Source organism: Rhizobium brockwellii (assembly GCF_000769405.2).
GTDB classification, from domain to species: Bacteria; Pseudomonadota; Alphaproteobacteria; order Rhizobiales; family Rhizobiaceae; genus Rhizobium; species Rhizobium brockwellii.
The window spans coordinates 1,119,443-1,146,354 of the sequence record NZ_CP053439.1 but is presented as its reverse complement, the minus strand read 5'-3'; the positions used below and the strand labels follow the sequence as shown (position 1 = coordinate 1,146,354).

The 26,912-nt window shown below is 59.7% G+C and carries 26 protein-coding genes and 1 tRNA gene; 7 read left to right on the top strand and 20 right to left on the bottom strand.

Features of this window, described 5'->3' with window-relative positions:
* The first annotated feature begins 44 nt into the window (after positions 1-44).
* The gene (locus RLCC275e_RS05835) at positions 45-929 is read left to right on the top strand and encodes a mechanosensitive ion channel family protein (RefSeq protein WP_033180463.1); all 885 of its coding nucleotides are present in this window, start codon (positions 45-47) and stop codon (positions 927-929) included.
* Between the two features lie 102 nt (positions 930-1,031).
* Here the strand turns inward: RLCC275e_RS05835 and RLCC275e_RS05830 are convergent, their stop codons facing one another.
* Both RLCC275e_RS05830 and RLCC275e_RS05825 read right to left on the bottom strand, forming a co-directional pair.
* Entirely contained in the window at positions 1,032-1,547 is a 516-nt protein-coding gene (locus tag RLCC275e_RS05830; protein ID WP_033180464.1) for a superoxide dismutase family protein, read from the bottom strand.
* A gap of 139 nt (positions 1,548-1,686) precedes the next feature.
* Positions 1,687-2,040 (bottom strand): hypothetical protein, encoded by a 354-nt coding sequence (locus RLCC275e_RS05825; protein ID WP_020397447.1) that lies wholly within the window; start codon positions 2,038-2,040, stop codon positions 1,687-1,689.
* A gap of 425 nt (positions 2,041-2,465) precedes the next feature.
* Here RLCC275e_RS05825 and RLCC275e_RS05820 point away from each other — a divergent pair, with 425 nt between their 5' ends.
* From RLCC275e_RS05820 to RLCC275e_RS05810, 3 genes are all read left to right on the top strand, one after another.
* Positions 2,466-4,367, top strand: a complete 1,902-nt coding sequence (locus tag RLCC275e_RS05820; RefSeq protein ID WP_033180465.1) for a putative bifunctional diguanylate cyclase/phosphodiesterase — start codon at positions 2,466-2,468, stop codon at positions 4,365-4,367.
* A 137-nt stretch (positions 4,368-4,504) separates the two neighbouring features.
* The gene (locus RLCC275e_RS05815) at positions 4,505-5,164 is read left to right on the top strand and encodes an HD domain-containing protein (protein ID WP_171816904.1); all 660 of its coding nucleotides are present in this window, start codon (positions 4,505-4,507) and stop codon (positions 5,162-5,164) included.
* Positions 5,165-5,173: 9 nt separating this feature from the next.
* A complete protein-coding gene (locus RLCC275e_RS05810; protein ID WP_033180467.1) occupies positions 5,174-6,031 on the top strand; it encodes an MOSC domain-containing protein in 858 nt (285 codons plus the stop codon).
* Positions 6,032-6,096: 65 nt separating this feature from the next.
* Here RLCC275e_RS05810 and RLCC275e_RS05805 read toward each other — a convergent pair whose 3' ends face one another.
* From RLCC275e_RS05805 to rpoZ, 12 genes are all read right to left on the bottom strand, one after another.
* Positions 6,097-7,092, bottom strand: coding sequence for an aldo/keto reductase (locus RLCC275e_RS05805; protein WP_033180694.1), 996 nt, complete (start codon positions 7,090-7,092; stop codon positions 6,097-6,099).
* Positions 7,093-7,194: 102 nt separating this feature from the next.
* Positions 7,195-7,965 (bottom strand): DNA repair protein RecO, encoded by a 771-nt coding sequence (gene recO, locus RLCC275e_RS05800; protein WP_033180468.1) that lies wholly within the window; start codon positions 7,963-7,965, stop codon positions 7,195-7,197.
* Positions 7,966-8,088: 123 nt separating this feature from the next.
* Entirely contained in the window at positions 8,089-8,574 is a 486-nt protein-coding gene (locus RLCC275e_RS05795) for a response regulator (RefSeq protein WP_033180469.1), read from the bottom strand.
* Between the two features lie 208 nt (positions 8,575-8,782).
* Positions 8,783-9,535, bottom strand: a complete 753-nt coding sequence (locus tag RLCC275e_RS05790; RefSeq protein ID WP_003558095.1) for a Crp/Fnr family transcriptional regulator — start codon at positions 9,533-9,535, stop codon at positions 8,783-8,785.
* Positions 9,536-9,685: 150 nt separating this feature from the next.
* The gene (era, locus tag RLCC275e_RS05785; protein ID WP_003558094.1) at positions 9,686-10,627 is read right to left on the bottom strand and encodes a GTPase Era; all 942 of its coding nucleotides are present in this window, start codon (positions 10,625-10,627) and stop codon (positions 9,686-9,688) included.
* Positions 10,628-10,634: 7 nt separating this feature from the next.
* Complete coding sequence (gene rnc / locus RLCC275e_RS05780; RefSeq protein ID WP_003558092.1) at positions 10,635-11,354, bottom strand: ribonuclease III; 720 nt, start codon at positions 11,352-11,354, stop codon at positions 10,635-10,637.
* Positions 11,351-12,094: a signal peptidase I gene (gene lepB / locus RLCC275e_RS05775; RefSeq protein WP_003558090.1), complete on the bottom strand. Its 744-nt coding sequence runs from the start codon at positions 12,092-12,094 to the stop codon at positions 11,351-11,353. Before lepB ends, rnc begins: the two co-directional genes overlap by 4 nt.
* Positions 12,095-12,230: 136 nt before the next feature.
* Positions 12,231-12,635 (bottom strand): holo-ACP synthase, encoded by a 405-nt coding sequence (gene acpS / locus RLCC275e_RS05770; RefSeq protein WP_033180470.1) that lies wholly within the window; start codon positions 12,633-12,635, stop codon positions 12,231-12,233.
* A gap of 38 nt (positions 12,636-12,673) precedes the next feature.
* Positions 12,674-13,264, bottom strand: a complete 591-nt coding sequence (locus RLCC275e_RS05765) for a DUF2062 domain-containing protein (RefSeq protein ID WP_033180471.1) — start codon at positions 13,262-13,264, stop codon at positions 12,674-12,676.
* Positions 13,265-13,425: 161 nt separating this feature from the next.
* A complete protein-coding gene (locus RLCC275e_RS05760) occupies positions 13,426-13,575 on the bottom strand; it encodes a DUF3563 family protein (RefSeq protein ID WP_071414341.1) in 150 nt (49 codons plus the stop codon).
* Between the two features lie 194 nt (positions 13,576-13,769).
* Positions 13,770-16,004 (bottom strand): RelA/SpoT family protein, encoded by a 2,235-nt coding sequence (locus RLCC275e_RS05755; RefSeq protein WP_033180472.1) that lies wholly within the window; start codon positions 16,002-16,004, stop codon positions 13,770-13,772.
* Positions 16,005-16,206: 202 nt separating this feature from the next.
* Complete coding sequence (gene rpoZ, locus RLCC275e_RS05750) at positions 16,207-16,611, bottom strand: DNA-directed RNA polymerase subunit omega (protein WP_003558080.1); 405 nt, start codon at positions 16,609-16,611, stop codon at positions 16,207-16,209.
* Positions 16,612-16,908: 297 nt separating this feature from the next.
* On the opposite strand from rpoZ, the gene RLCC275e_RS05745 reads away from it, so the two are divergent.
* Positions 16,909-17,490, top strand: coding sequence for a LabA-like NYN domain-containing protein (locus tag RLCC275e_RS05745; protein ID WP_003558079.1), 582 nt, complete (start codon positions 16,909-16,911; stop codon positions 17,488-17,490).
* Between the two features lie 68 nt (positions 17,491-17,558).
* Here the strand turns inward: RLCC275e_RS05745 and smpB are convergent, their stop codons facing one another.
* Both smpB and dapA read right to left on the bottom strand, forming a co-directional pair.
* On the bottom strand, positions 17,559-18,038 hold the full coding sequence (gene smpB / locus RLCC275e_RS05740; protein ID WP_003558077.1) for an SsrA-binding protein SmpB: 480 nt from the start codon (positions 18,036-18,038) through the stop codon (positions 17,559-17,561).
* 212 nt (positions 18,039-18,250) lie between these two features.
* Positions 18,251-19,135 carry a 4-hydroxy-tetrahydrodipicolinate synthase gene (dapA, locus tag RLCC275e_RS05735; RefSeq protein ID WP_033180474.1) on the bottom strand — a complete coding sequence of 295 codons (885 nt, stop codon included), beginning with the start codon at positions 19,133-19,135 and terminating at the stop codon, positions 18,251-18,253.
* Positions 19,136-19,349: 214 nt separating this feature from the next.
* On the opposite strand from dapA, the gene RLCC275e_RS05730 reads away from it, so the two are divergent.
* The gene (locus tag RLCC275e_RS05730; protein WP_033180475.1) at positions 19,350-21,425 is read left to right on the top strand and encodes a lytic transglycosylase domain-containing protein; all 2,076 of its coding nucleotides are present in this window, start codon (positions 19,350-19,352) and stop codon (positions 21,423-21,425) included.
* 65 nt (positions 21,426-21,490) lie between these two features.
* On the top strand, positions 21,491-22,387 hold the full coding sequence (locus RLCC275e_RS05725; RefSeq protein WP_033180476.1) for an alpha/beta fold hydrolase: 897 nt from the start codon (positions 21,491-21,493) through the stop codon (positions 22,385-22,387).
* A gap of 101 nt (positions 22,388-22,488) precedes the next feature.
* Here RLCC275e_RS05725 and RLCC275e_RS05720 read toward each other — a convergent pair whose 3' ends face one another.
* The 4 genes from RLCC275e_RS05720 to RLCC275e_RS05705 form a co-directional block, all read right to left on the bottom strand.
* A complete protein-coding gene (locus RLCC275e_RS05720) occupies positions 22,489-23,496 on the bottom strand; it encodes a porin (RefSeq protein WP_033180477.1) in 1,008 nt (335 codons plus the stop codon).
* 555 nt (positions 23,497-24,051) lie between these two features.
* Positions 24,052-24,142, bottom strand: a tRNA-Ser gene (locus tag RLCC275e_RS05715).
* A gap of 169 nt (positions 24,143-24,311) precedes the next feature.
* The gene (locus RLCC275e_RS05710) at positions 24,312-25,529 is read right to left on the bottom strand and encodes an NAD(P)/FAD-dependent oxidoreductase (protein WP_033180695.1); all 1,218 of its coding nucleotides are present in this window, start codon (positions 25,527-25,529) and stop codon (positions 24,312-24,314) included.
* Between the two features lie 184 nt (positions 25,530-25,713).
* On the bottom strand, positions 25,714-26,829 hold the full coding sequence (locus RLCC275e_RS05705) for a Gfo/Idh/MocA family protein (RefSeq protein WP_033180478.1): 1,116 nt from the start codon (positions 26,827-26,829) through the stop codon (positions 25,714-25,716).
* Positions 26,830-26,912 lie beyond the last annotated feature (83 nt).

Here is a 26,912-nt window from a genome sequence, read left to right as displayed (position 1 = left end):
GCTCCATCTAGGCCCCGATCATGCACAATCGACAGGGCCCGATCATGGAACAACAGGCAGCCGATGTCCTCCTCGCCACGCAAACGGCGCTCAGCCAGGCAAGCGCGCTTGCCGTGCAATATTCCTTCTCTGTCCTCGGGGCGGTGATCCTGCTCGTTCTTGGCTGGGCGCTGGCCGGTTTTACCAGTAGTTGGGCCTATGAAGGCCTGTCGCGCGTTCATGGCATCGACGAGACGCTAGCGCGTTTCTTCACCAATGTACTGCGCTATGCCCTGCTCATCCTGGTGTTCATCACCGTGCTCGGTCAATTCGGCGTCCAGACCGCCTCGATCATCGCCACCCTCGGCGCGGCAGGCCTGGCGATCGGACTGGCGCTGCAAGGCACGCTGCAGAATATCGCCGCCGGCATCATGCTGCTGATCCTCAGGCCGTTCCGCGTCGGCGAATATATAGAGACCAGCAGCGTGGCCGGCACGGTGCGCGAAATCGGATTGTTTGCAACCGAACTCAAAACCGGCGACGGGCTTTACCGGCTGGCGCCGAATTCGACGCTCTGGAACACGCCGATTACCAATTTCAGCCGCGAACCCACGCGGCGGAACGAGCTGAAAATCAGCGTCGCCTATGAGGATGACATCGATCTGGCGATGGAGAGGCTCATGAACCTTGCCAAAGCCGATCCGAGGGTGCTGACGTCACCAGCACCCAGCGTCTTCATCGACAGCCTTGGTGACGGCACGATCTCCGTAGCGCTGCGCTACTGGGCAAAGACCGGTGACTGGTGGCTGGTCAGCCGTGACATGGTGAAGCGCGTGAAACTCGCCTTCGACGACAATCCTGACGCTGCGCCGGATGCTTCAGATGCCGCGCCGGCAAAAACGTCCAACGGCAAGGCGACGGCCGAAAAACCGACGTCGACGCGGCAGTAAGACATTGCAGCGTCGGAGGTCGTTTTAAGACCCGCGGCGCTGTGCACTTTAAATTCCTAATTTTGTTCTTATTCGATGCCGATCTGAGAATTGCGCCATAGCCTATTGAATGACGCCGCAAGAGAGTCTTTCGCCGGCATCACCCGAAGGCTGGCTGCGATAATCATCCGAATTGGCGTGCACCATCAATGCACGGCCGCGAATGCCGTCGGTCTTGCCGTCGAGCGTGACCATGCTGTCGAAGACCTGTGCCCGCAATATGCCGTCCTGCCCGACATATTGATTGGGCATATCGCCGGCGTGCGGCCCCTTGGCGGCAAGAATGCCGTGCTCCGCCTTCTCAGGATTGAAATGACCGCCCGCCGATTCGTGATGGGTCGCGGCGTCGCAGCGGCCGGTCTCATGAACATGGAAGGCGACCCATTTATTCACAGGCAGTCCCGATATCTCGACTTCGATAAGGACGCCACCAGTGGCGGCAGCCGTCAGTTGCGCGCGACCGTCCTCCTTGCCGTCCTTGCCGACGAAATTGGCGACCGCCGTCTGCTTGTCCTGAGCGCCCGCCGGCAATGCAACCGCAAGCAGGCTCAGGGCGGCGATAATGCGCATGGCTTTCATGGGGATCTCCTTCCGTCCGGTTGTCCTTCTGAACGTGTCAAACCGGAAGGTGTTCCTGACCGAGGAAGATCGAACGAAGAAGACGGAACGAGAAAAGCCGGCCAAACGGCCGGCTTGATCGCCCGAATCGGGACGCCGTTCAGGCGACCGCGTCGAAATCGAACTGGCCGTAGGTCTTGCGGTAGAGATCCTCGGGCTGATCGCCTGTCGCCGGCGCGGTCTGCTGCAATGGATAGGAAACGGCGATGCTGCTTGCCGTGGCACTGTCACGCGTGTCCATCATCAGCGCGATTAGGCTGCCGGAAAATTTCGGCTGCGTGTCGCTGTTCTTGTCCTCGTCCAGGAGCTCCTTGATGATGCCGGGCTTCTCATCGGCCGCCCGTTCGCCGCGGCTGAGGACGCCATCGCCATTGGCATCGAGACGCGAAAGCGTCGCCAGATATGCATATGAGGTGTCAGAAACGGATGTGGTGCTGGTCATACAAACCTCCATTCACCGCCTTTTGCCGGTGGTGTTTGTACGCAATACGAACGTGGAAAATCATTGTTGACTCGGTGGTTAAACTGATTTGCGCAGTGCGTCAATAAGTTGTTAACTTCTCATTAACGATGATTGACAAAAGTTAACGGAATGCCTGAGCGCGGGCCTCTGCCGGCATCAGAGGGCCGCTTTTCTCCGTATTTCAGTTATTTTTCACATATAAAACAAACGTCTAACGCAGCGAGGTCTCTGCTGCACTGCAACCGAATATTAATCCGGCCCATACAAAATGGGCATTCACGCATCCAGCAGGCGTCCAGCTTATCAAAATCAATCTCTGTATTCATCTTAGAAAGGTCTTTCATGTCCGGCGAAATGAGGCACGTTCATCAAACGACGACGCTTCCCTCCGCTGTCGTCCCGCGAGACGCATGCACATGAAAGCTGAAGCGCTCTTCTGGCGTCAGTGCACCGAGGCCGTCACCGCCGACGGATCGATCGATGCGCAGCGCTTGATGGATCTTGTGATCGCGACCTATCGCGTCCATGAAATCGACTATGACGAAATCGAGAGAAGCGCGGAAACGCTGCTAAGGGAAAACCATGCGCTGAGAGGCAATATTTCCGCCCTCAGCCAAGCGTTCGACGGACAGAAAAAACTCTTCGAAATCATCCTCAACAACCTGCCGCTCGGTCTCAGCGTCTTCGACTCCGACCAGCGGCTGACGCTTTCCAACACCCGCTTCCGCCAGCTCTTCGACCTGACGGACGAAGATGTCATTGCCGGCGCGACAATCGCCGATCTCACGGCCAAAATGCGCGGCACGGAGAGCGCCAGCGCCAAGCCCGGCCGGCGGACCGGGCGACATTCCTCCGCAACCGCAAGGAGCAGTAGTCTCCGTCGGCGCGAATGGTTGATGGACGATGGCCGCATCATCCAGAGCATGGTGACCATCCTTTTCGACGGCAGCAACATTTCCATTCATGCCGATATTACCGAGGATCGAAGGGCGGCCGAGCGCATCACCTATCTCGCCCACCACGACCCGCTGACCGGCCTTCCGAATCGCATCCATTTCCGCGAGCAGGTGGATGCGACGCTCACAGAGCGCAGGCCAGATCAGCAGATTGCCCTCGTTCACCTCAATCTCGACCGGTTCAAATCGATCAACAACACGATGGGCGTTTCGGCCGGCGACAAGATCCTGCTGCAGGTCGCCGAGCGCATCCGAGCCTCGGCCGGTTCGGAAAACACCCTGGCGCGCCTCGGCTCGGACGAATTCGCCATCCTGCAGACGGGCAAGCAGCAGCCCCGGAACGTGACGGCGCTTGCCGAGCGGATCCGCCGGGAGCTTTCAAAACCATTCCCCCACGGCGAAAAACAGGTGGAACTCAGCGTCTCCATGGGCATCGCAATCGCCCCTGAGGATGGCGAGGAAACCGATATCCTGTTGAAAAATGCCGGCGTGGCGCTGTCACATGCCAAGGCGGACGGCCGCAAACGCGAACGTTTCTTCGCCAGCGAGATGGAAGCGCAGATCCAGCTGCGCCACGCACTGGAGGCGGACCTCAGAGCAGCCGTTGAGAATGAAGAATTCGAGCTGCACTACCAGCCGCTTTATGACCTCGTGCAGCGGCGCATCTGTGGCTTCGAAGCGTTGATCCGTTGGAACCACCCGGTTCGAGGCCGCGTTCCGCCGATGGATTTTATTCCGCTTGCCGAAGAGGTCGGCCTTGTCGTCGATATCGGCCGTTGGGTTTTGCACCGGGCCTGCAACGATGCAGCGCAATGGCCGGAGGGCATCAAGATCGCCGTCAACGTTTCGGCAATCCAATTCAGCAGCAGCGACCTGACGCGAGATGTCAGCGAGGCGCTTGCCGCCGCGGCGCTGTCGCCGTCGCGGCTTGAACTCGAAATCACCGAGAGCGTGCTGATGGAAAATCTCAGCGACGTGCTGCCGATCCTGCATGCGCTGAAGGAGCGCGGCATCCGTATCTCGATGGACGATTTCGGAACCGGCTATTCCTCACTGAGCTATCTCTCGAGCTTCCCCTTCGACAAGATCAAGATCGACAAGTCCTTCGTCAACGACATCGTCGACAACAAGGAAGCGCATGCCATCATGCACGCGATCATCCTGCTCGGCGATGCGCTCGGCATGCGCGTCACCGTCGAGGGCGTCGAGACGGCCGCGCAGCTGGCGCTGCTCGAATGCGAGGAATGCGACGAGATCCAAGGCTATCACATCAGTCCGCCGCGACCGGCGCGTGACGTGCCCCATCTTCTCTCCCTGCCGCCGAACGGCGGCGTGACGCATCTTCCTGAAGCCAAGCACTGAGAGACCCCTCGATTGCGACTCGCACGGCAAGCCGCTACAAAATCGGCTGCGATTCCTGAGATCTTCGTTGTCGCATCCTTTTACCGCCCGCATTCAATTCCGCGCCGATGCCCTATCGGCGGAAAACGATCTTCATCATGACAGGTGGCGCTATGTTCGCGGCTGAAGTCTTCTCCCCACACGAAACGCTTGCCGCGGCGCTGATTGCGCATGCGGCCGACGGCGACGACGGCTCGCACGACCTTGCCCATATTCTGCGCGTCTTCAGGAATGCCATGCGCATCCATGCGGAAGAAGGCGGCGACGCGCGGGTTCTTGCCGCTTCCGTGCTGCTGCATGACTGCGTCGCCGTCGAGAAGAATTCGCCGCTGCGGGCAAGAGCATCGGCTTTGGCGGCGGAGAAAGCATCGGCGATTCTGGCAGAACTCGGCTGGAGCGAGGCGGATATTGAAGCAGCAGCCCACGCAATCACCGCGCATAGTTTCTCGGCCGGGGTGACGCCGCAGACGCTGGAAGCGAAGATCCTGCAGGATGCCGACCGGCTGGATGCGATCGGCATGGTCGGCGTCGCCCGCTGCTTCTATATCGCCGGGCGACTGGGATCCGGGCTCTACGATCCGTTCGACCCGGCGGCGGCGGACCGCCCGCTCGATGACAAGCGTTATGCCATTGACCATTTCCAGACGAAGCTGTTCAAACTGGCGGAAGGGTTCCAGACCGAGACCGGCCGCAGGCTGGCGGCCGCGCGCGATAAAAGCCTGCGCGACTTCCTCTCGGCCTTCATGGACGAAATCTAGGAGTACAACGTGCGTGTCAGCGACCTCTTCATCTACCCGCTCAAGAGCGCCCGCGGCATTGCGCTGCCGGCCGCCGACATCGACGCCTATGGGCTTCCCGGCGACAGGCGGGCAATGATCACCGATGCGCAAGGACACTTCATCACCCAGCGCGAGTTGCCCGACCTCGCGCGCATCGAAGTGCGACCGGAAGCGAGCGCCTTTCGGCTGCTGATGCAGGGGAAAACGGACATATCGGTAGCGCCGCCTCGGCCTGAAACCCGCATCGATGTGACCGTATGGAAATCTGTCGTCAGCGCCGCCGTCGCCGATCCGGAGAGCAACCGGCAGCTTTCCGAATGGCTCGGCCGCGAGGTGCGCCTGGTCTTTTTCGACGGGCAGGCACGGCGGACGGCAAATGCCGAATGGGCTGGCGAAGCTACGCCCGTGACCTTTACCGACGGCTATCAGATCCTAGTAACGACGACAGGCTCGCTGAAGGCGTTGAATGCCGATCTCGCCGCCCATGGCGAAGGCAGTGTCGGCATGGAACGCTTTCGTCCGAACATCGTCGTCGATACCGACGAGGCCTGGCCGGAGGACCGCTGGGCGGCGATCGAGATCGCCGGCATCCGCTTCGATCTCGTCAAACCCTGCTCCCGCTGCATCATGACGACTCAGGACCAGTTGACCGGGTCACGCGAGGGACCAAACCCGATGCCGGCCATGGGCCGCATCCGCATGTCGGCCGACCGGCGCGTGCCAGGCCCGCTCTTCGGTTGGAACGTCACGCCGCGCGGCAGCGGCAGGATCACGATCGGTGACACCGTCAACATCGTTGAAGAGAGGCCGGAAGGCTGGGCGCTCAAGCGTCGCGCCGCAGCATAAAGCAATTCCAGGAAAAGTGCGAAGCGGTTCCGTCCGGAATAGCGTGAAAACAAACAGTTAGAGCGTCACGTGCGCGCGAGTGCGGCATCGATGCCTGCCATGACATCGGTGGGCAGTGGTCCCTTCTCCAGCGCGCCGGCATTTTCCTCGACCTGGGCAACGGTACGGAAGCCCGGAATGGGAAGAGTGCGCGGCGAGCGTGCCCAGAGCCACGCAAGCGCGCCCTGCGTCAGCGTGCGGCCGCCTGATGTCAGCAGATCGCGGACGGCATCGAGCCGTGCGGCGAATTCCGGGGCAATACGCCCGTCCTTGAAATAGACCATCCAGTCGAGGGCCGCCCCACGGACATCCTTGGCGCCCACTGCCTTGTCGGCGGTGAACTTGCCGGTCAGCAGCCCCATCGCCAGCGGACCACGATTGATTGACATCAGGCCCTTCCCCTCGATCACCGAGATCATCTCCGGCACCGGTTCGAAAACGTTCATCGTATGCTGGATCGAGACGTAGCCCTGGCGGCCGGCATGGCGGGCGGCACGATCGGGAAAATCGGTACTCCAGCCGAACGCATCGATCTTGCCTTCGGCGCGCAGCGCCTCCAGCGTATCGAAGACGGCATCAGACTGTTCCAGCGGAAAATCATTGAGGTGGAACTGCAGGAGATCGAGGCGATCGCGCTTGAGGCGGCGCAGCGAGGTCTCGACCGAACGGCGAATAAAGGCCTCATCGGCAAAGGCGCCGGTTGCCTGCTTGGTTTCCGGATCGGTGGCGAAGCCGAACTTGGTGGCGATGATGATATCGTCACGATTGCCGATCGCCCGACCGAGCACTTCCTCCGAGTGGCCAGCGCCGTAGTTCGAGGCCGTGTCGAAGAAGCGGATGCCGAGTTCGATGGCACGGTGGATCGCTTCCACGGATTCATCGTCGTCGACATCACCCCAGCCTAGCGGCGTGTCGCCGGCGAAGAAGGGACCACCGATCGCCCAGCATCCCATGCCGAGACGCGGAATTTCGCGGCCGTTCCAGAGCGTCATCGTTGTCGATGATGCGGGCTTGGTCAGCATGAGATCCTCCTTGATTGGCAGTCCTGTGAAGACATAGGAGGCGCTCATGAGCGGGTAAACCGCCAAATCCGGAGGATGTTTTGCACCGGTAAAAAACGGAGGTCAGGCGGAAACACTGTTCGGACCTGAAAGCGTCCGTGGAGTTGGATTAAGCGCCTTGAGTGCCGCCTGAACGAAGCCGTCGCGGGCAGCTACAGATTCGATGCCGCGCGGCTCGTAGACATGGCGATGCAGAAAGAACCCTGTCAGACGGAATGCGGCTGAGAGACTTTCGAAGTCGGCCGCATGATTGCCTTCGATGCTGAGGAACGGCGGCAGGAGCAGCATCTTGTCCGCCCAGGGCGCACCAGCGGCGCGGCTGACGGCGCGGCCGGATTTCGGCGAGACATAGACGAGATCGGAACGGGTGCCGGTCGCGGCGCATTCGGCAAGATCGAGGCCGAAGCCGAGATCATTCAGCACCGCAAGCTCGAAACGCACGAAGAGTTCGCCGGCATCGGCCGGGTTGTGCAGGTGATCGAGGATGACCTCAAGCGCATCGAAGAGGTGCGGATGCGGGTCACGCTCCGGCAGTAGCCGCAGCAGCGCCCCCATCGCCTGGACACCGTAGACGGCGGTCGCCGTTTCCATCAGCCGGGCAGCGCGCAGCGTCAGCGGCTCGACGCGGAATTCGCCGAGATGCTCATCGAGCCGGGCACGCCAGATGACTTCCACGGCATTGCCCGCCTGCAACACCGGCTGCATGGCGCGCGAGCGTCCAGAGCGCACCAGGCCGAGATGGCGGCCGCGATCACGCGTCATCACCTCGACGATGACGCTCGTCTCCCCGTGGCGCTTGACGCCCAGGATGATCGCATGGTCCTGCCACTGCATCGAAAGAAGTCCTTACGGCTGACGAATCATCCATCCTACTGCATAATTCAACGCGTTACAGCGTCCTTTACGCGCCTGAAAACCGCGCTGCAATGCAAGGTCTGGCTTCCGTCATGGACCCCTTCAGGCGACAGCCGGGAAAAGCCTCTGCAGGAATTCCCCCATCGCCGTTTCGTCGAACGGCTTCACCAGAAGCGGTATGTGCTGCAGGTCGGGCGGGAAATCGCCGGTATCGGAATAGCCGCTGACGAAGCCGAAAGGGATGCCGATATCGAGAAGATGGCGGGCAAATCCGAAACTCATGCCCTCGCCAAGATTGACGTCGAGAAGGGCGAAATCATATCTCTCCGCAGCGATGGCAGCCCTCGCCTGTTCCAAACTGCCGACGATATCGATGCTCTCGACGCCGGCCAGGCGCAGAATATCCTCCGCCTCCATCGCGATGATCAAACTGTCTTCAAGAACCAGAACACGGATTGCGCTCATGATTCGATGCCCCTCGTCGGGCGCCTGTCGCAGCGCCCCGGCCGTTTCGCCAACATCATTGCCCTCCGGTGCCCCGCATGGCACGCTATCGGTGAATTCCGCCACCTTTTGTGAATAAACCATTTTTCTGCCCGGTCGATAAGAATCAAAATCGGAGGAACGACGTCGGCTGACCTTATTTTCCTTGCTGCTAATCTGCATTTAAAAAAGACATAGCCGGGCTGCTTGGCTAAGCATGTCGCGCAAAAGTGCGCAGCGGTGTTGCGACAACGACATGCTTAAAACAAAGACCTAAAGCGCGAGGAGCGAATCTGAAAGATCGCGACGCGCTTTAGATGAAGGGGCGTTTGCCCTCTCCGAGCCCTTCCCAGCCTGATATCGCCATCAATTCCTCGCCGTTCAGCACCTCGCAGCCGCGCTCCTGCCAGCGGATCAATCCACGTTCGCTGAGCTTTTTCAAAGTCTTGTTGGTATGAACGATGGAAAGACCGAGCGTGTCGGCAATGTGCTGCTGGGTGATGGGGATGAATTTGCGGCCGTTGAAGATATTGAGCTTCCGGCCGCGCTCGAACAGGAAAGCGATCAGGTAGGCTGCTCGTTCCAGCGCCGTGCGGCGGCCGATGCTCAAGAGATGCTCATCCAGGATGCGCTCCTCGCGCGCGGCGATCCAGGTGATGTCGAAGGCGAGCGAGGCGTGCTTGTTGTAGAGCGTCATCAGCCTGTCGCGCTCGAAGACACAAAGGGACACGGGCGAAAGCGCTTCGACTGAATGCTGCATCTCACCGGCAATCGTTCCCTGCAGGCCGACCAGGTCGCCCGGCATGATATAATTCAGAATCTGACGGCGCCCGTCCTCCAGCATCTTGTAGCGGAAGCCCCAGCCGGCGAGCACCGTGAAGAGATGAGCGCTATGTGCGCCCTCGACGAGGATCGTCGAGCCGGCATCGACGGCAAGCTCACCCCTCTTGAAGCTCGAGACGAACTCCAGCTCGTCACGGCTGAACTCCCTGAAATGCGGCAGAGGCCGCAAGGGACATTGCTCGCAAGGGGTCTTGAAAGAATTGATGGGTCTCGGCGTCGCCATGTTTGCCCTTGCCGTCGCAAAATCGGCGCGCCAACAGTGGCGCGCCGTTCATTAAGGAATGCACAAGGCATGGATTTGTTCCATGAGCGAGGCAAATTTTTTGTGCGGAAACAAAGGGCTGGCGCCAACCCGACGAAATCCTTGCCATGCTTATTTCGGGAAATCGAGACCCATTTCGCGGAACCGCTCGGGATCATCCCCCCAATTCTCGCGAACCTTGACGAACAGGAAGAGATGGACCGGCTGTTCGAGGATCTGCGACAATTCCTTGCGCGACGCAGTCGAGATCGCCTTGATGGTTTCACCACCCTTGCCGAGCGCGATCTTCTTCTGGCTGTCGCGCTCGAGATAGATCACCTGCTCGATCCGCACCGAGCCGTCCTTGCGCTCTTCCCACGTCTCTGTTTCGACATGCGAGGCATAGGGAAGCTCCTGGTGCAGGCGCAGAAACAGTTTCTCGCGGGTGATCTCGGCGGCGAGTTGGCGCATCGGCAGATCGGAGATCTGGTCTTCCGGATAGTACCACGGCCCCTCCGGGAGCGTTTTCGCCAGATAGTCCATGAGGTCGTCGCAGCCGGAGCCGTTTTCGGCTGATATCATGAAGGTGCGCTCGAAAGCGATCTTCTCATTAGCGGCAGCGGCCAGTGCCAGCAGATCCTCGCGGTTGACGCGGTCGATCTTGTTGAGCAGCAGGATCTTCGGCTGCCGGACTTCCTTGAGGCCTTCGAGGATGGCTTCGGCATCGCCGCGCAGGCCGCGCTCGCTGTCGATCAGCAGTACGATCAGATCGGCATCCCTCGCACCGCCCCAGGCCGAGGTCACCATGGCGCGGTCAAGCCGGCGCCGCGGCTTGAAGATACCAGGCGTATCCATGAAGACGATCTGGGCATTGTCGTGGATCGCAATACCGCGGACGATGGCCCGCGTCGTCTGCACCTTATGGCTGACGATCGAGACCTTGGCGCCGACGAGGCGGTTCACCAGGGTCGACTTGCCGGCATTGGTCGGTCCGATCAACGCGACGAAGCCCGAATGCGTCGGACCATTGGTTTCTGCGGCAGCTTCGGCCGCGATATCTTCTTCTTGTGTCATTGTCCCGTCAGTTTCCGGCAGACGATTGCTGCCAAATGCCTTCGCGCTCGAGCATCTTCGTTGCCGCGACCTGTTCGGCGGCACGCTTCGACCGCTCTACGCCGGTTTCAGGCTTAATGCCAGCAACTTCCACCGTCACCTTGAAGCGCGGATCATGATCCGGTCCGCTGCGTTCATCAACCCGGTAGATCGGCGTGACGCCGAATTTCGCGTGCGACCATTCCTGCAGCTCGGTCTTGGCGTCGCGCTTGGCGCCATCGGCCCGCACTGCCCTGCCCTGCCAGTAACGCAGAATGAACCGGCGGGCAACTTCGAGGCCGCCGTCGAGATAGATCGCGGCGATCAGGCTTTCGACGACGTCGGCGCGCACGTTCATCATCCGCTTGCCGGTCAATTTCTTCACATCGGCGCCGGTGCGGATATAGAGGTGAAGATTGAGTTCGTCGGCGACCGCGGCGCAGGTTTCAGCGCTGACGAGCTGGTTGAGGCGAACCGAGAGCTCGCCTTCTCCCGCCGTTCCGAAGGTGCGAAACAGAAGTTCGGCGATGCAGAGCCCAAGGACCCTGTCGCCGAGGAATTCCAGCCGTTCGTAATTGCCGCCCTTTTCGGTGCGGGCGCTGGCATGGGTCAGCGCGCGATCCAGGCGTTCCTTTTCAGCGAAGTCATGACCGATCAGGCCTTCAAGCTTTGCGCGGTCCGCCGCAGAAAGCGTCTGCGCCTTGCTCATTCAACAACCTTGAAGAGGCGGTCCCAACGCATGTTCGTCGGCCACTTCCAAATTTCGCGGAAGGAGGTATCGTTGCCGAGCGAAAAGAAGATGACGCTGGCGCGGCCGACAAGATTTTCGGCAGGCACGAAGCCGACGTCGAAGCGGCTGTCGAGCGAGTTGTCCCGGTTATCGCCCATCATGAAATAATGGCCTTCCGGCACGATGAATTCGCGAGTGTTATCGCCGCGCGACACCGGAGACTGATCAAGCGTGTCGTAGGTCTTGCCGCTGTCGAGCGTTTCGCGGAACACCGGCACATCCGCGCCCGGATCAAGCTTGTAATCCGAGGTGAAGCTGCCGTCCGCCACCTTCGGAACCGGCTTGCCGTTGACGTAGAGCACGCCGTCGGTAACCTGGATATGGTCGCCCGGCAGGCCGATGCAGCGCTTGATGTAGTCGATCTCGGGGTTTGGCGGGAAGCGGAAGACGACGATGTCGCCACGCTTCGGATCGGCGCCGAACAGGCGGCCGCTGAAGACATCAGGCGAGAAGGGCAGCGAATATTTCGAATAGCCGTAAGCGAACTTGTTCACGAAGATGTAGTCGCCGACGAGCAGCGTCGGCATCATCGAACCGGATGGAATGGTAAAGGGCTGGAATAGCACCGTTCGGATCACCATCGCCAAAATCAGCGCCTGGATGATGACTTTGATATTTTCCCAGAGGGCGTTCGGCTTGGCTTCGACTTTTTCGGACACGCAGTCTTATTCCTTCAAGACGCCGCGGCGGCGCAATTCTTTCTGTCGTTCTCTCTAGCGGCTTCGGCCGGTTGCGGCAATGGCGACAACATCAAAAGCGACGAGAGGTCGCGATCAACAGCGCCCGAGGTCGCGATCAGAGGCTCTCGGGCAACGCCTCAATAATGACGAAGGCCTGCGCCAAGGGATAATCATCCGTTATTGTCAAATGAATGGCGGGCCTGTGGCCCGCGGGCAGCAGCGATTCGAGGATCAGCGCGGCGGCGCCCGATAAAATCATGGTCGGCTTGCCGCTCGGCAGGTTGACGACGCCCATGTCTTTCCAAAAGACGCCCTGCGCTATGCCGGTGCCGAGCGCCTTGGAACAGGCCTCCTTGGCGGCGAAACGCTTGGCATAGGATGCGGCACGGTTTGCCCGCTTATCTGAACGGGCGCGCTCGATTTCGGTGAAGCAGCGATGGGTGAAGCGCTCGCCGAAGCGCTCGATGGATTTCTCGACACGGCGAATGTCGATCAGATCGCTGCCAATGCCGATGATCATGCCGGAACCTTCCGTCGCTTAAGAATTCTTGGTCGGGTTCATATGCTCGGCATGTCGCCGGCTGGAACGGCAAGACGCAGACGCGCCCGCTCCAGCAGTCGTATATGGCGGCGCGTCTGAAACCCCTTGACGGTGTAGAACGTCAACGCATAGAGCGCAACGGAGGTGACGGTCGCCGGCGGAATGGCGCCGACCAGCATCGGCTCCAGCACCGGTTTCCATAGCTCAGTGAAGTTCAGCTTGTGAAAAAGGGCGGCGAGATCCACCGTCTGACCGGCCAGGTGATCCTCGCGGCTCAACAGCAGATGTCCGATCTCCCAGGTGATCCCCCAGATGAAGGGATAGGTCAGCGGATTGCCGAAGGCGGCGCAACCAAGAGCGGCGGCCACCATGCTGCCGGAGAGGAAATAGGTGATGACGAAAGCCATGACAAAATGCACGCCGATGAAAGGCGTCCACGAGACGAAGACACCCGCAGCAACGCCGGCGGCAACCGCATGCGGCGAAGCGCTCAAGCGCAGGACGCGCATTGTCAGGTAACGGATCGGGCGAAGGAAACCTTTGCGAGGCCATAAAAGCTCCCGCATCTTTTCCTTAAATCCCGCAGGCTTTCGACGGCGAAACAACATGGCCGGTATTTAGTGCAGTGCACACCGCCATGACAAGAGCGGCAAATGATACCGCTCGAAAAACCGCCCCTCAGTTCTCTCTGCGAAAGGAGCGTCTTCATGCCGAGGGGCGTCCGTTATGCATAACGTCCCTCACTCGTCTCAAGTATAAAGTTGAGTAATCAGCGATTGCGGAACAGACCGCGATCGACCTGGCGCTGACGAAACTCGAGGTCGATACGATCGAACGAGCCATCCAAATATGCCATTTCACGTTCCTGCGTGGTCGGAGCGCGAAAGGCACGAGCGAATTTCTTGATAGGGCCAAACATTATCTTGTCTCATCTTCTGTTTGCGTTTCGATAACCAGAAGATAGGCTTGGCAGAGGTTAATTACCACCACCGCAACATGGAGACAGCCATGCACTCAATGCATTGCTTGCCTTTTTGCTGCGTCATTTTGATCCTAAAACGATCATAAAATGTGCAATTTTCCACTCAAGCCTCTGAGGGGTTTAACAAAAACTTACTCGTAGAGCCGGCGGACCGTGGCGATGCAATCCAGTTCCTTCATCTGGGCGAGCAACTGGTTGAGCTGACGCAGGTCCCAGACCTCGACCTCGAGCATCATTTCGGTGAAATCGGCCGCCACCCGCACAGTATTCAGCAAACGGATATTGACGTCGAGGCCTGCGACCGTCTGGGCGACCTTGGCAAGCGTGCCCGGTTCATTCAGCCCATTCACCATGATACGCGCCATGAAACGCGACTTATTGGCTTCGTCGAGATCCCAGCGCACGTCGATCCAGCGGTTGGGCTGATCGTCGAAACGCTGCAGACTCGGCGACTGAATCGGATAGATGGTGATGCCCTTACCTTGGTCCATGATGCCGACGATGCGATCGCCGGGCACGGCGCCGGTCGGCGCGAACTTGACGTCGACATTGCCGGACAGGCCGCGGATAGGCCCGATATCGGCGTCAGTGTCGATTTCCGAATGGCCGCCATCGTGCCCTGCCTTGGTCTTGCCGGGGATCTTGAAGATCATGCCGGCGGCGCTGCGGACGTTGAACCAACCGTCGTCGCCGGAGGGCTTCACGGTGACGCGCTCGTCCTGATGATCGGGATAGACGGCGCGCAGCACGTCTAGCGAAGACATTTCGCCTCGGCCGACAGCGGCGATCGCATCCTCGACATCCTTCTGGCCGAGACGGTGCAGCGCCGGCTTCATCGCCTCGCGCGAGAAGATCTTGCCGGCCCTATTGAAGGTGCGCTCGAGAATGCGGTGGCCGAGGCCGGCATATTGCTTGCGGATCGCCATGCGGGTGGCCCGGCGGATGGCGGCGCGCGCCTTGCCGGTCACGACAATCTCCTCCCAGGCGGCCGGCGGAACCTGCACGCCGGACCGGATGATCTCGACCTCGTCGCCATTTGCAAGCCGCGTCACCAGCGGCATGATGCGGCCGTTGATCTTGGCGCCCACCGTGGTATCGCCGATATTGGTGTGCACCGCATAGGCGAAATCGATCGGGGTGGCGCCACGCGGCAAGGCAATCAGCTTGCCCTTCGGCGTGAAGCAGAAGACCTGGTCCTGGAACAGCTCGAGCTTGGTGTGCTCGAGGAATTCTTCCGGGCTGTCACCCTCGGCGAGCGCCTCGATCGTATGGCGCAGCCAGGAATAGGCATTGGATTCGCGAGAAAGGATGTCGCCATCGGCATTGGTGGCGCCGTCCTTATAGAGCGTGTGGGCGGCGATGCCGAATTCGGCGATCTCGTGCATGCGCTTGGTGCGGATCTGCAGTTCGATGCGCTGGCTGGAAGGACCGACGATGGTGGTGTGCAGCGAACGGTAATCGTTCTGCTTCGGCGTCGAGATATAGTCCTTGAAGCGGCCGGGCACGACGCGCCAGCGCGTGTGGACGATGCCAAGCGCCCGATAACAGGAAGGGATATCCTCGACGATCAGGCGGAAGCCGTAGACATCGGAAAGCTGCTCGAACGAAAGCGACTTCGACTGCATCTTGCGGAAGACCGAATAGGGCTTCTTTTGCCGGCCCTTGACGTAGGCGCTGGTCAGGCCGCTTGCGACCAAAAGGTCGCGTAGCTCGGCCTCGATCTTCTTGACGATGCCCTCGTTGCGCTTAGAAAGCTCTTCCAGCCTTTTGGTGACGGTCTCGTAGGCTTCCGGGTTCATATGCCGGAAGGAGAGCTCCTCGAGTTCCTCGCGCATGTCCTGCATGCCCATGCGGCCGGCGAGCGGCGCATAGATTTCCATCGTCTCCTCGGAGATGCGGGCACGCTTGTCGGCCGACATGTGATCGAGGGTGCGCATATTGTGAAGACGATCGGCAAGCTTGACGAGCAGCACGCGCACATCGTCGGAAATGGCGAGCAGCAGCTTGCGCAGGTTCTCCGCTTGCTTTGCCTTCTTGGTGACGAGATCGAGCTTCTTGATCTTCGTCAGACCCTCGACCAGGCGGCCGATATCCTCGCCGAACAGTTCATCGATTTCGGCGCGCGTCGCCGTCGTATCCTCGATGGTATCGTGCAGAAGGGCGACCGCGATCGTCGATTCATCGAGGTGCATGTCGGTGAGGATGGCGGCGACCTCGAGCGGATGGGAAATATAGGGATCGCCGCTCGCGCGCTTTTGCTGGCCATGTTTCTGCATGGCATAAACATAGGCTTTGTTCAGCAGTGCTTCATTGGCATCGGGCTTGTATTGCTGAACCCGCTCCACGAGCTCGTACTGCCGCATCATTCCAAAGCCACTCCGATAAAAATAAAAGCGCGCCAATCAACGATTGGCGCACACATGGGCAATAATATGCCTAAGCAATAAAGGTGCAAGATTGACGATTGGTAATCGTCGCTCTTTTGCATCGCACGCAGCTTTTTCCGGATCGCATCAGTGCGACCGGGGATCGCATTCAACCGATGCGACAGGGATCCGGCAGACGCGCTTAGTAGTCGTCGCTCTTTTCCGGCGGCACCAGGCCTTCGATGCCGGCGAGCAGCTCTTCTTCCGACATCTGGTCGAAAGTGATCGTCTCCGGCACGTCGTCCTGCTCTTCGCTGTCGGCTGCGGCGACACCGCCGGCAGCGATCATGCTTGCCGGATCGGGCTCAGGCTCGTCGACTTCGACATGCTTCTGCAGCGAATGGATCAAATCTTCCTTGAGGTCATCGGGCGAAAGCGTCTCATCGGCAATTTCGCGCAGGGCCACCACAGGATTCTTGTCGTTGTCGCGATCGATGGTGATCGAGGCACCCTGGGAAATCAGCCGGGCGCGGTGGCTGGCGAGCAGAACCAGCTCGAAGCGGTTCTCCACCTTGTCGATGCAATCTTCAACTGTGACACGGGCCATTGCCTGTCCTTTACGGTCGTCATTTCGGGATTAACACGCCCGATACAATTAAAACCGGGCAAATACAAGTTTTTCATTCCGGCTCCCCTCGTCTTTATCCGCGGCTGAGCTAGATTCCCATGGAGAATGTCATAATTCCACCGAAGGTTGCTTGGAATATGTCGAATCGTGCCCTAAATCTTTCATATATGAATAATTCATAAAGTAAGGGCCGGATCGAAATCGAAACACAAGCTATTGTTTTTATTTAAGTTTGGCCCATGCGGATTTCGATTGCTCTCATTGGATTGGTAAGCGATGTTTGACCCACGCGAAAAAATTGCACTCTTCATTGACGGCGCCAATCTCTACGCTGCATCCAAGAGCCTCGGCTTTGACATAGATTACCGCAAGCTGTTGAAAGCGTTCCAGAAACGCGGATATCTGCTGCGCGCGTATTATTATACCGCTCTGATCGAAGATCAGGAATATTCATCGATCCGGCCTCTGATCGACTGGCTCGACTACAATGGCTACAAAGTCGTCACCAAGCCCGCAAAGGAATTCACGGATTCCATGGGCCGCCGAAAGATCAAGGGCAACATGGATATCGAGCTTGCCATCGACGCCATGGAACAGTCCGAAACGGTTGATCATCTCGTCATCTTCTCGGGCGATGGTGATTTCACGAACCTGGTCGAGGCGTTGCAGCGCAGGGGCCGCAAGGTCTCGGTGATCTCGACCATGGCGACCCAGCCGCCGATGATCGCCGACGACCTGCGCCGGCAGGCCGATCATTTCATCGATCTCTTATCTCTAAAGGCTGAAATCGGTCGTGATCCCTCCGAGCGGGCGCCACGCCCGGCCGAAGTTGCGCCGGTCAGCGATCTCGAGGATTGATCTCTCCATCATCCCGAACAGGAGTGGCCGCGACGATCAGGGCGTGATCATCAACCACGGCAGCGCGATCAGCCATGAGCCTTCAGCAGGCGGCTCTTCTGCCGGTTCCAATCGCGCTCCTTCTCGGATTCGCGCTTGTCGTGCAATTTCTTACCCTTGGCGAGCGCCAGTTCCATTTTCGCCCGACCGCGATCGTTGAAATAGATCTTCAGCGGGATAAGCGTCATGCCTTCGCGGTTGATGGCAGAGCGCAGGCGATGGATTTCACGGCCCGACAGCAGCAGTTTGCGGCGCCGGCGCGGCTCGTGATTGAAGCGGTTGGCCTGCAGATATTCCGGCAGATAGGAATTGATCAGCCAGATCTCGCCGCCCTCATCCGAGGCGTAGGATTCGGCGATATTGGCCTTGCCTTCGCGCAGCGACTTGACCTCCGTGCCCATCAGCACGATGCCCGCCTCGTAAGTATCGATGATCTCGTAGTTGAAGCGGGCCTTGCGGTTTTCGGCCACGATCTTGTTCACCACGCGCTGGCTGCCTTTGGGGGCCATGACGATATTCCAATTGCTTCCGAGCATGATGCCGAAAAGTGTGAGCGGTTTTCGGGTGCCATCATGCTCTATTTCTTTGATGTAGATCCGGATTCAGATTTCAGGCCAGTCAGGCCTAAAATCATCCGGATCTATGGCGCGAAAAGCCGCGCCCTCATTCCTTGCCCTTTATGTAAGGGAGAGACCCCGTCTTGTGAAGACGGCCGGTCTCGTCAATTCAACAGGCCTGCATGACGCATGGCGGCGTCAATCGCCGATTCGGTTGCCGGCTCCAGCGTCGAAAGCAGCGGCGAGCGAACGTTGCGGCTCATCCGGCCAAGCCGGGAGAGCCCGTATTTGGCGCCGCAAAGACCCGGCTCAAGGAAGATCGCCTTGTGGAGCGGCATCAGCCGATCCTGATATTCCAGAGCACGGGCATAGTCGCCTGCCAGCGTTGCCGCCTGGAAGTCGGCGCAAAGGCGCGGGGCGACATTGGCCGTTACCGAAATACAGCCGACACCGCCATGGGCGTTGAAGCCGAGCGCCGTCGCATCCTCGCCGGATAATTGTCTGAAATCCGCGCCGCAGGTGATGCGCTGTTCGGAGACGCGCTCGATCTTGCCCGTCGCATCCTTGACGCCGACGATATTTTTGTGCGCCTTGGCAAGCGCACCCATCGTTTCCGGCGCCATGTCGACCACCGAGCGGCCGGGGATGTTATAGATATAGATCGGCAGATCGACGGCCTCGGCGATCGCCGAAAAATGCGCGATCAAACCCTTCTGCGTCGGCTTGTTGTAATAGGGCGTGACGACCAGAACGGCGTTCGCACCGACCTTTTCGGCATGCTGGGCAAGCTCGATCGCCTCACGCGTATTGTTCGAGCCGGCGCCAGCCATGACGGGAACGCGTTTTGCGGCAACTTCGATGCAGAGTTCCACCACCCGTTTGTGCTCGGCATGCGACAGCGTCGGGGATTCGCCTGTCGTGCCGACTGGAACGAGACCACCGCTGCCTTCCTTGATCTGCCAGTCGACATGAGCGGCGAAGCTGTCTTGGTCGATCAGTCCGGCATCCGTGAAGGGGGTGACGAGGGCGGGAATGGACCCATTGAACATGCAAAGCTCCTCACGACCAAATCCTTGCTTCGGCCGCATTCCATGAATAAGAGTTGCGCACCATAGAGCGCCGAAATCATCGCGACAAGCGCGTAGAGTTCGGTTTAGGGCAAATTCCGATAGCAGATGTGAATGAATTTTACCTGGTACGGTAAGGTTTCGTTAAGATACCTCTAGCCAAATGGCAGGGCGTGTTTTCGTTGCGAGATCCCGGATGAAGAAAGCTGTCCTGATTCTGTCCGCCTTCGGCTTCATTGCCGCCGCGTGGAGCAGTGTTGCGTCGCCGCTTCCCGGCGAGAGCGTTTCCATGCCTGCCGTCAAGCCGCTCGGATTCATTCCCGAGACAGCCATACCGGAATCGATCACAACAGGCGCAATTCCGCGCAATCCTGCAGTCGCCCCTGTCAACGGCGACCTGAAAGCCGGCCTCGATGCGCTTTCCGACAAAGATCCGCAGCTGGCGCTTTCGATCCGCGACAAAATGCGCGACGGGACGCTCGACCGCCATATCCTCACCTGGGCGATCGCCGTTTCCGGATTGAAGGGTGTTCCCTCCTATGAAATCGCCAGCGCCACACAGGAACTCAAGGGCTGGCCGGGTCTTTCGCGGCTGCGTTCCTATTCCGAACGCGCGATCTATGACGAAAATCCCGCCCCTTCCGCCGTGCTCGCCGCCTTCGGCGATACCGCGCCTGAGACGATGCAGGGCGCCGTTATCCTCGGCCGGGCGCTGGTTGCATCGGGCAAGCAGGCGCAGGCGGCAAAATATATCCGCAAGGTCTGGCGCGGAGAGGCTCTCGACAAGGCGACCGAGGACAAGATCCTCGTCGAGTTTTCCGCGCTGTTGACGCCTGCCGACCACAAGGCGCGGATGGACTATCTGATGTATCGCGGCCGGGTGGCGCAGGCCAAGCGCTTCGGCGACATGGGCCAGGCCCAGTCGCTCTACAAGGCCTGGGCTGCCGTCGATGCCAAATCCGGCAATGCCGGCGCGCTGCTCAACGCCGTCGATGCGAAATGGCGGGGCGATGCCGGCCTGCTGTTTGCGCGGATCGAATATCTGCGCAAGCAGGACAAATATGCCGAGGCGGCAGCACTTCTAGAGCAGATGCCGCCCGAGCGCAGCGAACTCGTCAATTCCGGCGAATGGTGGAACGAGCAACGCATCGTCAGCCGTGGTCTCGTCGACCAGGGACAATTCAAGCCGGCCTATCGCATCGTCGCAAACTATGCCGCAACGAGCCCGACGGATATCGTCGAGGCTGAATTCCACGCCGGATGGTACGCGCTTCGCGGCCTGCAGGACCCAACAACGGCGGAAAAACACTTCCGCAAGATCCTCCAGACCTCAAACGGGCCGATCTCGGTCTCACGCGCCTGGTATTGGCTGGGACGCGCAGCGGAGGCTGGGGGGCCTGGCAAATCCAGCGAATTCTATGCGAAGGCCGCAAATTTTCCCGGCACCTTCTATGGCCAGCTCGCGGCCGAAAGGCTGGGACGAAAGACGCTTGATGTCACCTATCCCGCACCGAGCACGGACGACCGCCAACGTTTCCAGGCACGCGAAGCCGTGCAGGCGATCGCCCGGCTGGAGGCCGCCGGCCACGGATGGCGGGCCGCCATTCTCTATCTCGCGCTCGCCGATCAACTGCAAAGCCCCGGCGAATTGGCCGTCCTTGCAGCGCGGGCCGAGCAATCCGGCGATCATCACCTCTCGCTGCAGATCGGCAAGATCGCCTATGGGCGCGGCATCGATGTCGCAGCGCTTGCCTTTCCGGTTGGCGTGATCCCGGCGAACGCCAATATAACAGGTTCCGGCAAGGCACTCGCCTATGCCATCGCCCGGCAGGAAAGCGCCTTCAACCCGGCCGCCGTTTCGGCGGCGAACGCGCGCGGCCTGCTGCAGCTTCTGCCGGGAACAGCCCAGGCGGTGGCCAAGCGCCACAACATCGCCTTTTCCAAGGACAAGCTGACGGCCGATGCCGGCTATAACGCGACACTCGGCGCGCATTATCTCGGCGAGCAGATCGATGCCTTCGGCGGCTCCTATATCCTCACCTTCATCGCCTATAATGCCGGGCCGAAGCGGGTGCCGGAATGGATCGGCCGTTACGGCGATCCGCGCGGCAGGCCGATCGACGAGATCGTCGACTGGATCGAACGCATCCCCTTCCCCGAAACGCGCAACTACGTACAGCGGGTGATGGAGAATTACGAAGTTTATAAAGCCCGCCTCGGCCAAGCCACCGATATCGAGCGCGACCTGATCGGCGGACGCAGCGCCTCCTGAAGCCGTTTGGCGCGGCTTGAAAAGCAAGCTACATCTTCGGGATCAAACAGGTCTCGAGGGATGCGATGCCGGATACGGATGCAGGCGGTTTCCAAGAACGATTTTTCACTTCTTCTGATGGGCTGAGGCTTTATGCCCGCGACTACCTGTCCGACCAGGCGGCTACCGCAGGACGGCTGCCGGTGATCTGCCTGCCCGGCCTGACTCGCAATACCCGGGATTTTCATCCGCTTGCGCTGCTTCTCTCCCGGGACACAACAATGCCTCGCAGGGTGATTGCGCTCGATTCGCGCGGACGGGGAAACTCGGCATGGGATGAGAACAAGGCGAATTACAATCTCGCCATCGAGGCCGGCGACGTCCTTGCCGCCTGCGCAGCACTCGGCATCGAGCGGGCGATCTTCATCGGCACGTCGCGGGGCGGGCTGATCCTGCACCTGATCGCGGCGACACGGCCGGATCTTCTCGAAGCCGTCATCCTCAACGATATCGGGCCTGTGCTTGAGGCTGGGGGGCTGGCACGGATCCGCGATTACCTCAGCAGCAGCAGGAAGCCGGCGGACTGGAACGAGGCGGTCGTTATATTGAAGGAAAATCATGGCGCGTCGTTTACCGCGCTTGCAGAGCAAGACTGGCGCGAGATGGCGCTTGCCCTTTATCGTGATATCGGTGGAAGGCCGGTCGCCGATTTCGACCCGGCGATCGCAGCGGCACTGAAATCGATCGACTTCAGCCAGCCACTGCCTGATCTCTGGGGGCAATTCGAAAGCCTGAGCCGGTTGCCGCTGATGCTGATCCGCGGTGAAAATACGTCGCTGCTTTCACAGGAAAGCGCCTGCGAAATGGCCCGGCGGCATTCGCGGCTGATCCTTCATGCTGCCGAAGGACAAGGACATGCCCCGCTCCTGCATCTCGGCAATATCCCCACAGCACTTCGAGCTTTTCTCGCGACCTGCCGATAACCTGATCGACACTGGTCAGCTGGCACAATGGGCCATTCGTCCAAATACAAAAAGCCCGGCTCGAGAGCCGGGCTTTCCTGATTGACCGAAGTCAGATCAGATTAGAACGAACGCTGCAGGCGGAAGTAGCCCGTCGTGGAGTCGTCAGCATCTTCCGGATCGAGGTACTGAACCGAAGCCTTTGCGTAGAAGTTGTCGACGATCTGGTAATCGACCGTCAGACCGACCTTCCATGCTTCGTTGTCGCTGAAGTCGTCGCCAGCAACGTAGTAGTTGCTGTAGTACTGAACACCAGGGGTGATCTTGAGCTTGTCGGTTGCCTTGATAGCGTATTCGGCAGCGACAGCCCACTCGGCCTTAGTGTAGTAGGAGCTCGGGCCGGTAGCGTATACGGCAGCGAGGCCGAGCGTACCAGGACCGATGTCAACCGTGCCCATTGCACGAACAGCACCGTCTTCGTTGTCGACGTCGTAGCCAGCAGTGATCTGGTAGCTGAATGCACCAGCCTTGCCGCCGAGACCGACTGCAACACCAACGTTGTTGGCTTCTTCGTCTGTCTTGTAGAAGCCGTCTTCGAGTTCATCGACGCTGATACCAGCGTAGAAGGAGTCGGTTTCGTACTGATAACGGATGGAGTTATGCAGCGTGACCGGCGAGCCGATGTCGTCGGTTTCGCCGGAGAGGCCATCGTCCCACCAGCTGTAGAACAGACCAGCGCGGAAGCCCGCGATGTCGAGGTAAGCGGAGTCGAGCTTGGCAGCCTGATCGGTGGCGTTGTCAGCATTGAACTGCATGACGATGACACCGGTCAGCGGACCATACTCGGTGTCGCTCTTGGCCGTGAACTGAACCTGGCCGCGGGTCGTTGCATCCCAGTCAGAATCGCCGCCGATGTCTTCGCCAACGTTGACCTGGAAACGGATGTAGCCGTTGATCTTCAGGCAGGTTTCGGTGCCCGGGATGTAGAAGTAGCCGGTGCCGTAAGCGTCGCAGACGCGAACATATTCAACCGGTTCCGGCTCGGCAGCAACGATAGCGTCAGCAGCCTGAGCACCGGAAACTACTGCGAGAGCAGCAGCGGAGCCGAGAAGTAGGCTCTTGATGTTCATAAATGACCTCCAATTCAAAGTTTCGATCGGGTTTGGGATCTTTCGCTGAGCAGCGTTCCCTGCCCCATCCCCGTGTTTCAAGAAGTGGACGATCAGTCGCCCTTGCTTCCGAGGTTGAAAATACAAGACGGAAGCCGTCACGCAATCACCAACTTGTGTAGATGGAGCATTTGAGGAAGCCTTCCCGACATTCTGTTGCTGAAAGGACACAAGTCGGGCAGCTGGCCTCGATTTCCTTTATGCTTTGTTAAGAAAACCCTGATTTTGCGGAGGCTTAGGTCGGCCCAACAAAGAATTGGACATGCGCCTAACGACACTTTCATGACGCTTTTTTGACAAAATGCGGCACTTGCTGGGGATTCACGATTGCTGGAAGCGTAACCCGAGATGCACCGATCCGCTTTCGCCCCTGCCGGTGGCTTGAGCGCGGGAGGTGATTCCCGCCGGCGATTCTCTCGCTTGAGGCAGAGAGATTTTCTGTCGCCCGGCCTGGCCGACTAAGCGAATATGATTCCCTGCCAGAAAAACGATCGACGCGTGCTCAGGAAATCGGAATGGCGGAGAAGATGGGATTCGAACCCACGATACGCTTTTGACGTATACTCCCTTAGCAGGGGAGCGCCTTCGACCACTCGGCCACCTCTCCGGTTTGGCCTAACTATGGCGACCGGTCTGTGAATGCAAGGGTTTTTTGAGTTTTCACCAGAAGAAATGCAGCGAGCTGCAATTCAGCCGGTTACGCAAACAAACCGCATTTCCTGGCAAAATCCGCGGAATTTGATCGTGCTTCGTTCTCTTCGATGAAGAAGCCGAACTCAGCCAAGCAGGCTCTTGAGGTCGGCAGAAGGGTCGGCGAGAATCGATTTATCGGGATTGGTCCCGGATTCCAGCAGTTTTTTGCCGGTCACATAGGCCTTCGCATCGTTGATCGCATCGACGGCAATCAGCCGGCCTTCCCTGAAGTACCAGACCGAATGGGCGCCTTCGCGGGCGCCGGGGCGCAGCAGCGTCTCGTCATAACCAAGATTGAAGCCGGCGATCTGCAGCTTGACGTCATACTGGTCGGACCAGAACCACGGCTTCGGCGCATAAGGTTCGCTGCCGCCGGCGATGACGGCTGCCGCAGCTTCGGCCTGGTCGACGGCGTTCTGCACCGATTCGAGCCTGATGCGGCCGCCCTGCCAGGGAAGTGCGGCGCAATCACCAGCGGCAAAGATCGCCGGATCGGAGGTGCGCGCGAATTCGTCGACGACAATGCCGTTGGCGACTTCGAGGCCAGCTTCCTTGGCGAGCTGGTCGTTCGGCGCGACGCCGATGCCGACGACGGCGAAATCGATATCGATGACCGATCCGTCTGAAAGCGCGGCACCAATGACACGGCCATCCTTGCCGATCAGATGCTTGAGCCCTGTCTTCTCGCGGATCACCACGTCATGTGTCTCGTGGATCACGCGCATGATGTCGGCGGTCTCCTTCGCCGCGACGCGTTGCAGGATGCGGTCGGCCATCTCGATGACGGTGACTTCCAGGCCGCGATGGCGGGCAACGGCCGCCGCCTCGAGGCCGATATAACCGCCACCGATGATCAGAACACGGCGGCCGGGGCGCATCTCCTCGGCCAGCAGATCGGCATCGCGCTTGTCGCGGGCGACATAGACGCCCTCGAGATCGCCGCCGATCGCGGCCGGCAGCCGGCGCGGCGTCGAGCCGGTGGCGAGCGCCAGCGTACCGTAGTCGAGAACGGAGCCGTCCTGCAGCAGAACCTGCTTGCTGTCCGGCTTGATCTGCTCGGCCCAGGTCGAAAGGCGAAGATCGACATCATTGTCCGCATACCAGTGCTCGGCGCGGAACAGCAGGCGGTCGAAAGCCATTTCGCCGAGCAGGTATTTCTTTGAAAGCGGCGGACGCTGATAGGGAGCGACGTCCTCGGCGCCGAGGAGGGTGATCGGGCGCGTATCCTTCAAAGCACGCAGCTTGGCCGCCAATGCGAAACCGGCTTGTCCCGCGCCGATGATCACCAGTCTATCCGTCACGATCTCACTCCTGAAGCTGCGCCCGACAACCACGCCAAGGCCTGTCCCCTAAGCGCCGCGCATCTTTCAGACACGCAAAGGACGCTGTCGCATTTTGAGTTTCTGCATAATCCCTGAAATCGATCCCGATTTCAGGGATTATGCAGTAGCCCGTGCGCCGTCAACGGAAAGCGGCCTCTTACATTCAGCCGATCTCGATCCAGCGGCGCTCGTGGAAGGACTGTGCCATGGCATGCACCGACTTCTCTATCCTGAGACCGTCTTCGAATGTCACGATCGACGACGGCTCGCCTGAAATTGCCCGGATCAGCTCACGGCATTCGATGATCTTCAGATCGTTGAAGCCGAGGCCGTGGCCTGGTGCCGGAATGAACCGATCATAAGGCCGATGGGCTGGTGCCGCCAGTATCTTGCGGAAGCCCTGTTCGGAGCCGCGGCCGTCGGCCTGATAGAGTTCGAATTCGTTCATGCGCTCCTGGTCGTAGACGATCGAGCCTTTCGAGCCGAAAATCTGCAGGGCGATGCGGCCCTTGCGACCCCAGGCGGCGCGATTCGCCATCAACACGGCGGAGATGCCGCCGCCGAGCCGCATCAGCACGTTGGCAGCATCGTGGTTTTCGACGGCACGGCGACCACCCTCGCTCAGCGGGCGATCGGCATAGGGCCTCACCATATCCGTTATGACGGCCTCGACATGGCCGAAGAGATACCAGAGCAACGACAGCGGGTGGACGGCGAAATCATCGAGCGCGCCGTAGCCGGCGGAGAGCTCGCTCTTCCAATAAAAGAAGACATCGGGATCGGCCATGAAGTCCTCATCCATCTCGACGCGGATATGATTGACCGTGCCGATAGCGCCCTCGCCAATCAGCGTCCTGATATGCCGCATGACGGGATTCTGAATGTAATTATAGCCAAGGGCGGCAACCTTGCCGGATCGCTTCGCCGTTTCCAGCATGCGCTCGGCATCGGCATAGGCCGGCGCCATCGGCTTTTCGCACCAGACATGTTTGCCGGCCTCCAGGGCTGCAATCGCCATCTCGGGGTGAAACTGATTGGGCGTGGTGACGGAGACCACGTCAACCTCGGGGTCAGCGATCAACGCCCGCCAGTCGGCCGTTGCCTTCTCGAAGCCGAATTCACCGGCACGAGCCTCAGCAAGCCCGGCATTGGCTTCGGCCAGATGCACGAGACGCGGACGCTCGACATCGCCGAACACAGTCTTTACTGCATTCCACGCCAATGCATGGCACTTGCCCATATAACCCGTGCCGATCAAACCGATGCCGAGTGGCTTCATTTCCGTCTCCTCCAGAGCTGCGCGCGGATTTTTGGAATATTTGGATCATTTTGACAAGGACCTGCTGGCAGGCATTTCTGCGC